Source organism: Peptoniphilus sp. HMSC062D09 (assembly GCF_001811425.1).
GTDB lineage: Bacteria > Bacillota > Clostridia > Tissierellales > Peptoniphilaceae > Peptoniphilus_A.
Genome location: NZ_KV804688.1, coordinates 1 through 7956 on the forward strand (window position 1 = coordinate 1; position 7956 = coordinate 7956).

Genomic DNA, 7956 nt, shown 5'->3' on the forward strand with positions numbered 1-7956 from the left:
GTCAAATACCTTTGTTTCTTTTAAGTTCAGTGCATCTTCAATCAGCTTATAGGCATTTACCCTTGAGGTGCCGTAGGTCATCTCTGCAAGGTCATTTCCTCTGTCCCTGCTCTTTCCTTCTACATTCCATTCACTTGTCAGATTTGAAAATTTAACCTTAATATCCCATTTGGCATATCCCGGAGTTTTCAGCGTTTCAAAGATGAATTTTTCAATATCCTTATTCGGTATCCAAGTAGCTCCGAGTCTTACATTGATTTCACTTGCTTCAAGCTCCTTTGGAAGAACTTTTGTAAGCTCTGCCTTTTGATATTCCAAACGGTTCATCTCATAGCTTATCAGCTCTTTTTCTTTGCCATCTTCCGCATAGCCAAGATGAGATAACTCTCCTTCGGTTTGTCTTAACTTTCCAAGGTAACTGTCTACTATGGCAATTTTGTCCCTGATATTTCCGCTTAGATACTCATCCTTTGTTACATAGCCGTACTTATATGAATTACTGCCGTTTGCACAGGCAAAAGGTAGATCTCCATCTTCAAGGTTAAAAGATAATGGTCTATAAAAGTTTTGTTCTTCTCTGATGTTTAGATAGATTTCTCCTCTAAGTTCTTCTATCAAAGTCGGTCTGTCTTTATCTGTAAGGCTTCCCATATACTCAAAATCCACATATCCTTTTTCAGATACCGATAAAACAAGAGCTTCAAGGGAAGTGTCTACATGGTCGATAACCTTCGCCTTTGTGATTGTTCGCTTGGAGAAAATATCTCCCTTTGCTTTGAAGTTTTCTTCTTCGTCAAGGATTTCAATGGAAGAAACAAGCGGGAAGTTGCTATCCTCTTTTAAGGCTCTGGTATTAGAAAGGTTATTGACATATCCATGCTTCTTAGAAAAGCTGTCATAAATTTCATTTAGTTTTTCCTGAGCTTTCTTTACTTCATCATCTGAAAAATCTTCTTTCTGTTTGGAAATAACATCCTTTAAGGCTGCATTTAACTCAAGATAGTCCTTAATCTTTTCCTTGTTTTTATCCGTTACTTCTTTCTTTACAAACAGGGAATTTTCTCTGTAATAAACTTCATCATCAATAATGGTATATGAAAAGTTTTTAACATCATCTGTGGCAGGAATTGAGGTAATTTCATCATCAAGTAGCTCTATTTCTTCATACTTTGCACCTTTAGAGATTTCTTCGCTTGCTTTTGTCAGTAGCTCCTTTAAGTCTGTATTTTCTTTTGGTAGACAAGCTATTGTATTCCCAAATCTTCCGGATATTTCTTCCATAGAACCAAGCACCTGTTCAGGATGATCAACAAAGTATTTGTTATATAAAAACCCGTTTTCATCTTCAGCAAGATGAATCCAGTTCTCATCCCTTTCTCTGATACTGTCCCTTTTCTTTAGGAAGATAATATCTGAGGTTACTTCTGTTCCTGCTATGCCCTTAAAGGTATCGTTCGGAAGTCTTATCGCTCCTAAAAACTCTGCTCTTGCTGCAAGGTAGCGTCTTACACTTTCGTCCTTTTTATCCATCGTTCCGCTTGATGTAATAAAGGCGATAATACCGCCGTTTCTTACTTTATCAATGGACTTGGCAAAGAAATAATCATGGATAAGGAAGTTATTTTTGTTGTACTCCCTGTCATTTACCTTATATTCTCCAAAGGGTACATTGCCGATAATCGCATCAAAGAAGTTATTTGAGAAAGAAGTTTCTTCAAGCCCCTTAATCTGTATATCACTTTCAGGATATAACAGCTTTCCAATTCGACCGCTTACAGAGTCAAGCTCTACACCATAAAACTTAGATTTATTCATTTCATCAGGGATATTGCCTATAAAGTTCCCTATTCCCATACTTGGCTCTAAAATGTTTCCCTGTTTAAATCCCATATCCGAAAGCGTCTTATACACTCCGTCAATCACTGTTTTCGGTGTGTAAAAACTCGTTAAAGTAGATTCTCTTGCAGCTTCATATTCTGCCTGAGATAAGTTCTCTTTTAGAAAGCTCCTCGCTTCTTTCCACTGTCCGCCTTTTTCTTCATCGAATACATCAGCAAGTCCTCCCCAGCCTACATACCTTGCTAAAACTTCCTGCGATGTACTGTCAAGCTCTCTTTGTCCGCTTTCAATGCGACTCAGCATAGAGATTGCTTCAAGGTTATTATTTAACCTTTCGCTTGGAGATAGTTTGTTAGGGAGTGTTTCTTCCGTAATTTTGAAGTTATGAGCTTCTGCTTTCTTTATTCCTACTTCTTCAGTAGTCTGCTCTGGATGTTTATATGTTTGATTTTGAAATACCCTCTCAAGGTCGCTTTCCAGACGATAAGGAATCACATCGGAGCCTGTTATCATACCGCCAAGATATTCTGTATTGTCCTTAACCGTTACCGTCTTTAGATTATTTCCCATATCATCAAAGCGTGTAATGGTATAGTCTTTATCCTTGTATCTGATTTCATCTCCAACGATAAAGTTTGGTCTTTCAAGGCTTACCTGCTTTAATAAGTCCTCATTATCATCAAATGTTACAATCGGTATTTGATGATTACCACTTCTTACCGGATCAAGCCATAAGTCATTTCTTCCTGTGATTTCATTTTTAGAAATCTCCCTTATAGTATATTCTTCATGGTTGAAATAGACGGTATTACCCTCTTTAACTGCAAAATCGTCTAAACGGTTTCCCTCTTTTTCATTGAGTTCTACTTCTTCTCTATCCTTTAGGTAATCAAATAAGGTAGCTTGAACTGTGTCAGCCCTTCTAACTTCTTCTGCTTCTTCAGATGCTTCAAGTTCCGCTTTATTTTCAAAACTAAGTTCTCCGTTAAAGACGGATTGAAGCTCCTGCTCATCCATCTGCTTCTTAAGTTCTGTATCTTTCAGCTCTCTAAAGGTCTTTGGAAAATCTTCTAAAATAAGCCTTTGTGCGTTTAGTTCTTTCAGCTCCTCAAGATTAAAATATCCCCATTCCGGCTCAATCCCAAGCACAAGTCCAAAGGCATCACCGCTTTCCCTGTCATACTCCGTCATATACCAAGTCCAATTTGAACGGAAAGGAATGATATATGCAGCATGAACCTCTTTATCCGCTAAAGCTACATCCTCCTGTGCGTAAAGCTCCGGCACTCTTTCAAGCATTTCATCTGTCATTAAGTTTTCAGGATCATCTTTGGAATAATATTGTGGTTCTTCAATCTCTGACTTGTTTTCTGTTTCCTTTTCTTCAAGATAAAGATTTTTAGAAAACAGCTCGTCGATATGCTTTGCAACACTTGTCCAAGTAAGAAACACATCATTACAATCATTTTTCTGTAATTTAAGTCCCTTTGCATCGTGCCATTCATCACTTCCCATTGCTCCGGAAACAGCATGGGAATGTCCTCCAATTCCATATTCGTCTTTTAGGAAATTCGCTTTTTCCTGAAGCGTATGATTTTCTTTAAAAAACTTGTTGATTCGTTCTTTTCCTCTATCAACGCCACTTCCTCTTGAAAGGCTTTCAAGGACTTCATCTTCTGTAATAAAGGACTTTACCTTCGGAAGTTCTGTCAGATTGGTACTGTATTCCTTTCGTGGCAGCTCAAGCTCCTGTAATCTCTGATAAAGGCTATCTACCTTGTGATAGTGAAACCTCAATACATCCCTATTTTCTTTGTATCCTTCTAAAAATCTGTCATATTCTCTGATTGTTTCTTTCAGATACTCAGGATTTTTTAATGCTTCAGATAATCTTTTTGTTTCTTCTGAAAAGCCCCCGCCTCTTTCAAAAAGTTCAAAATATCCTTGCTCTTTTCCTTCTTCACTTAAATCATGAGATAGATACCATAGAGATTCTGAAATCCGATCTCTTTCATAATCAAGAGCTTCAAAAAGCTCTACATTTGTAGCAAATTCCCCACTATTAAGAAGTTCATTTATCCTCATTGCAGCATCATTCCAGTTTAAGACCTGCGTATTATCTTCTCTTGCCGATGTTCCATAGGCTAAGTGAATGCCTTTATCCGAATACCAGGAAGATACTTCTCTTTCATCAATGTAAAACCCGTTTCCGCCTTTAAAGGTATCTTTGAGGTATTCTCCCAATTCTTCTACTGTTTTTTCTTTGGAAAACTCAGCAATAACAGGAAGTCTACCGCCATCGTGGTTTCCTCCGTTAATAAGGACGGTATCTATATCATTCTCAGTTAGCGGAATCGTAAGGCTTATCTGTCCATAGGAATTTTCGGGTAAAGAAAAAGAAGCCTTTTCAGCTTCTCTTATCTCTGCCTCAGTATTTTCTTTTAGATTTCCACTACTTCCTTGATGGTCATTTCTTTGAGAGCTGAAATCATCGCCCCATACTGCGGATTGTTCTCGTCCTCTATCTTCCAAGCTGCCATCAGTTTCGGTTTCTCTGTTCTCATAAATTCTATCGCCTGTTTCTGAATGTCCATCAGGTGTCCTGTCAACTTCTTCTCCTTGTATAGATCTACTAACATCTCGAAGTGGCTCTGCTCCTCGCTCTGTGAAAGAAACTCCAGCCTCATCACTGCGTAGGTCGGATTTGGATACTTCCTTATGAAGTCCGTCTCTTCCTCCAAGCTGTTTAGCGTATTCTCCTTGATTTTCTCTATTATCTCGTCTGTACTCTCCATTTCGGAGAACTCGCTCGTTTTCATTTCTTCCCTGATCATCTCGTCGAAGTACATATTCTTCTACCTCCTCTAATTCTTCTTTAATCTTATTATATCCCGCTTCTTTTCCTCTTAAAACTTCTTTTTGAAGCTCAAGTTCTTTGCTTTTTTGAATGGTCGCATCAATAATCTTTCCGCTAATATCCGATACGCTTTCACCAAGACTCATTAGAGATATGCTGTCAAGCCTTTGAAAATTCTCTCTTAAAAGCTCATAATCTATCGAATAATCTAACTTAAATCTTGACGCTACCGCATAGCTTACCGAGTCCCTTACAAACTTGGTAAAAGATATTCTATCCTCATCCGCTACTCTAAGTTCATTCATTAAGGTATCTATTTTTTCATCACCGTAGAGTCTGCTTAAAGAAAAGATGTTTTCAAGTGTGCTTTTACTTTCCTCATAGCCCTCGCTTTTAATCATTTCCTTTAACACATCTTGATGATTTTCTTTGTCAAACTTCCAAAGATTGACCTCGTTGACATCCCTGTTTTTTGAAACTGTCTGGCTTATATCAAAGATATAGTCCACTTTTTTGAATGTGCCATAGTCCTCTAAAATGGGGATCCCTTTCTGTCCTCGCATTACTGTTCGATTAAAACGTTCCCTCCAGTAGTCAAACTTGGCACAAGCTATTGCTTCAGGATTTTTATCATAGATACTTAATTGACTTCTAAAGTCATATCTTTGATTGTTTCCGACAACCTTTAAGAGCTTCAGATACTCTGCTTCACTATGAAGCACATCTTGTTTTATAAGCTCCAAAATGTTATGAAAATCATTTATTCGCATTTTTACCTCCTTCGTTTTTCCAAACAAAAAAAGGCGGTTAGATTTTACTCTAATCACCTTTTGGTTTTATGATCTTATTTATTCTATTTCAGCACTATCCATTTACCTGATTTGGTAGAGCCTTCTCTTTTAATAACTCCATGAGCTTTAAGATTTCTTATATGGTATCGCACTCCATCTGCTGTTATTTCTTTAATCTCATTTGCTATCTGTTCCGCAGTAATACTTGGATTGTCTTTCATAAGAAGCACTATCTGTTCTTGGATGCTGTTTTTTTCTTTGGTAGTTTCTTTGGTAGTTTCTTTGGTAGTGCTACCATTAAACTCTTTCAAAAATTCTTTATTCACACCCATAACTGCGTTGGTATAGTTATCTTCTTCATTATCCGGATAAAACTTAAGCTCAGGAGAACCATTTTCTAATAGTGCATCCTTTGCACGCCTTATACCCGAACCGTAAGACTCTATCAAATTAAGTGAAAAGAACATATCTTTAAGTTCTTTGTTAAGATACTGCCTTCGATCAAAAGTTCTATCCCTGTTAAGAGCCTCAATGGTTACAGGAGGGAGCGGTCTATTATGATTCACAAAAGAAATTCTGTCCTTGTAAATGTATATCCCAACATATTCAGGCGTATCGTATTCCTTATGCAAAATGGCATTTGTAGCAAGTTCCTCAAATGCTGTAAGAGGATAGTTATAGACAATCTTATGCTCGATTTTATCCGCTTCCCTTATGGTATATGAAGCCATAATATTATCTTCAAAATATTTGCTGACTTGCTTTGCCTGTATCCAAACCGGACCATCAAATTTCTTTGATTCCATTTTATCAGTTCCATCAATTTCTCTTATGATTTCAACATGGGCATTTGGAATAAATTTATTTGGTGTATCTGCAAACATCAGGACAGCAAAATTTTTAGCTCTATAACCGCCATACTCACTTTCACTGACAAGCCCCATACTCTTTGCCATATCCAGCTTAGACATTTCTCTAATATCTTTTTTTGCTCCTGTTTGAAGCAAATATTCTTTCATATATTCATAGCTTAAATCATCTATGGTAGCTGTATCGTTCAAGTTTGAGCTAAAAGAAAAGTTTGCAAACTTCTTCAAAAGTTCAAATTCTTCGGTTGGATTTGGAAGCCTTGAATCTCTACCGACTCTAATATATCTTCCTGCCTTTAATCGAATATCTTTATCTTTTTCTGCCCTTTCACTTGTTTGAAACGGACCGTTACTACCACTTTCTACCGCAACTACGATATAGTATTCATCATCAATTTGATCCATAATAATGTGATAGTTGATTTTAGGATGAATATTGGCAAGGAGCGATTTAAGTTCATTTTCTATTCCCTCTAATTTTGCTTCCTTTATCCCTTCAATCGGTCTTTTAGGAATTGCTTTTTCTCCCGTTTCTTTATCATCGACTTCTTCAATACCAACAAACAACAAGCCTATCTCATTGTTCATATAGTTATTGGCAAAGGCACAAGCAGTTTTTAGAATTTTATCTTTAAAATTTGCCGACTTTTTATATTCGATAAAACTGCTTTCTATGTTTTGATTTTCAAGAATGTTATGAGCCATTCTTTTTATATCTAAAAGCTGCATAATACCTCCTCTTTTCAAAAATTTTATCTATACATTATACCATTTCCAGAGGATTTTCTCCACTCTGAAAGCAGCAGGCACTTACTTGCGATATTTCAAAACCGCCTCCTGTATCTCGCTTTCAATATCTTTCAGGAATTTTTCTTTGGAAGATTTCCCTTTGGCAATATCCGCTAATTCCATTTCCCACTTTGCAGTTGTTTTCGCTGACTTAAAGGTATCGGATACTATTGTTACAAGGCTGATCCCTTTATGTGTTGCAATCAAATTTTTCTTATCTCTTTCTACAAATCCCTTAAAGATTAGATTTTCAATAATTCCTGCCCTTGTTGCAGGTGTTCCAAGTCCCTTTCTTTCCACTTCTACACCTTTTTCTAAGGCTTCATTTCCTGCAATCTCCATAGACTTTAGAAGCGTATCTTCAGTGAAGTGTTTCGGTGGTTGAGTAAATTTTTCTTTAATCTCTTTATTTTCAATGCTTAAAACATCACCAATGCTCACATGAGGAAGCTCTATGAACTCATTCTTCTTGGACTTGTATTCTTTGAGGTATTTGCTAAAGCCCTCGTCTCTAATTACCCTTCCTGAACTTGTAAATTCAAATCCGTCAAATTCAGCTACAATCTTCGTTGTGTTTTCCACTAATGGATAACCTACACTTGCGTGAAGCTTATTAGAAATAAGCCTATATACCTTCGCTTCACTATCAGGGATACTCGATAAATCTTCACTTAACGAGCTTACTGTCGGAATAATAGCGTGATGATCCGTAACATTTTTTGAGTTAAATACCGTCTTGATACGCTCTGTATCAAAATCATTTTTTCCTAAAATGTTATTGACCGTACTTACAATCATATCTTCCGTTAAG

Annotated in this window: 3 protein-coding genes; all 3 read right to left on the reverse strand. The window is 36.9% G+C overall.

Going from position 1 to position 7956, the window contains the following annotated elements; all coding sequences use genetic code 11:
* Positions 1–5466, reverse strand: a 5466-nt coding sequence (locus tag HMPREF2801_RS01540) for an Eco57I restriction-modification methylase domain-containing protein (RefSeq protein ID WP_070610257.1), incomplete at its 3' end; no start/stop codon positions are given.
* An 83-nt stretch (positions 5467–5549) separates the two neighbouring features.
* Positions 5550–7085, reverse strand: a complete 1536-nt coding sequence (locus tag HMPREF2801_RS01545) for an AlbA family DNA-binding domain-containing protein (protein ID WP_070610258.1) — start codon at positions 7083–7085, stop codon at positions 5550–5552.
* Between the two features lie 81 nt (positions 7086–7166).
* Positions 7167–7956 (reverse strand): DNA topoisomerase (locus HMPREF2801_RS01550; RefSeq protein ID WP_246829956.1); only part of this gene is annotated, 790 nt, incomplete at its 5' end.

Excerpts from the sequence above, each read along its gene's own strand:
- HMPREF2801_RS01545 (WP_070610258.1), bottom strand. The coding sequence starts at position 7,085 with ATGCAGCTTTTAGATATAAAAAGAATGGCTCATAACATTCTTGAAAAT.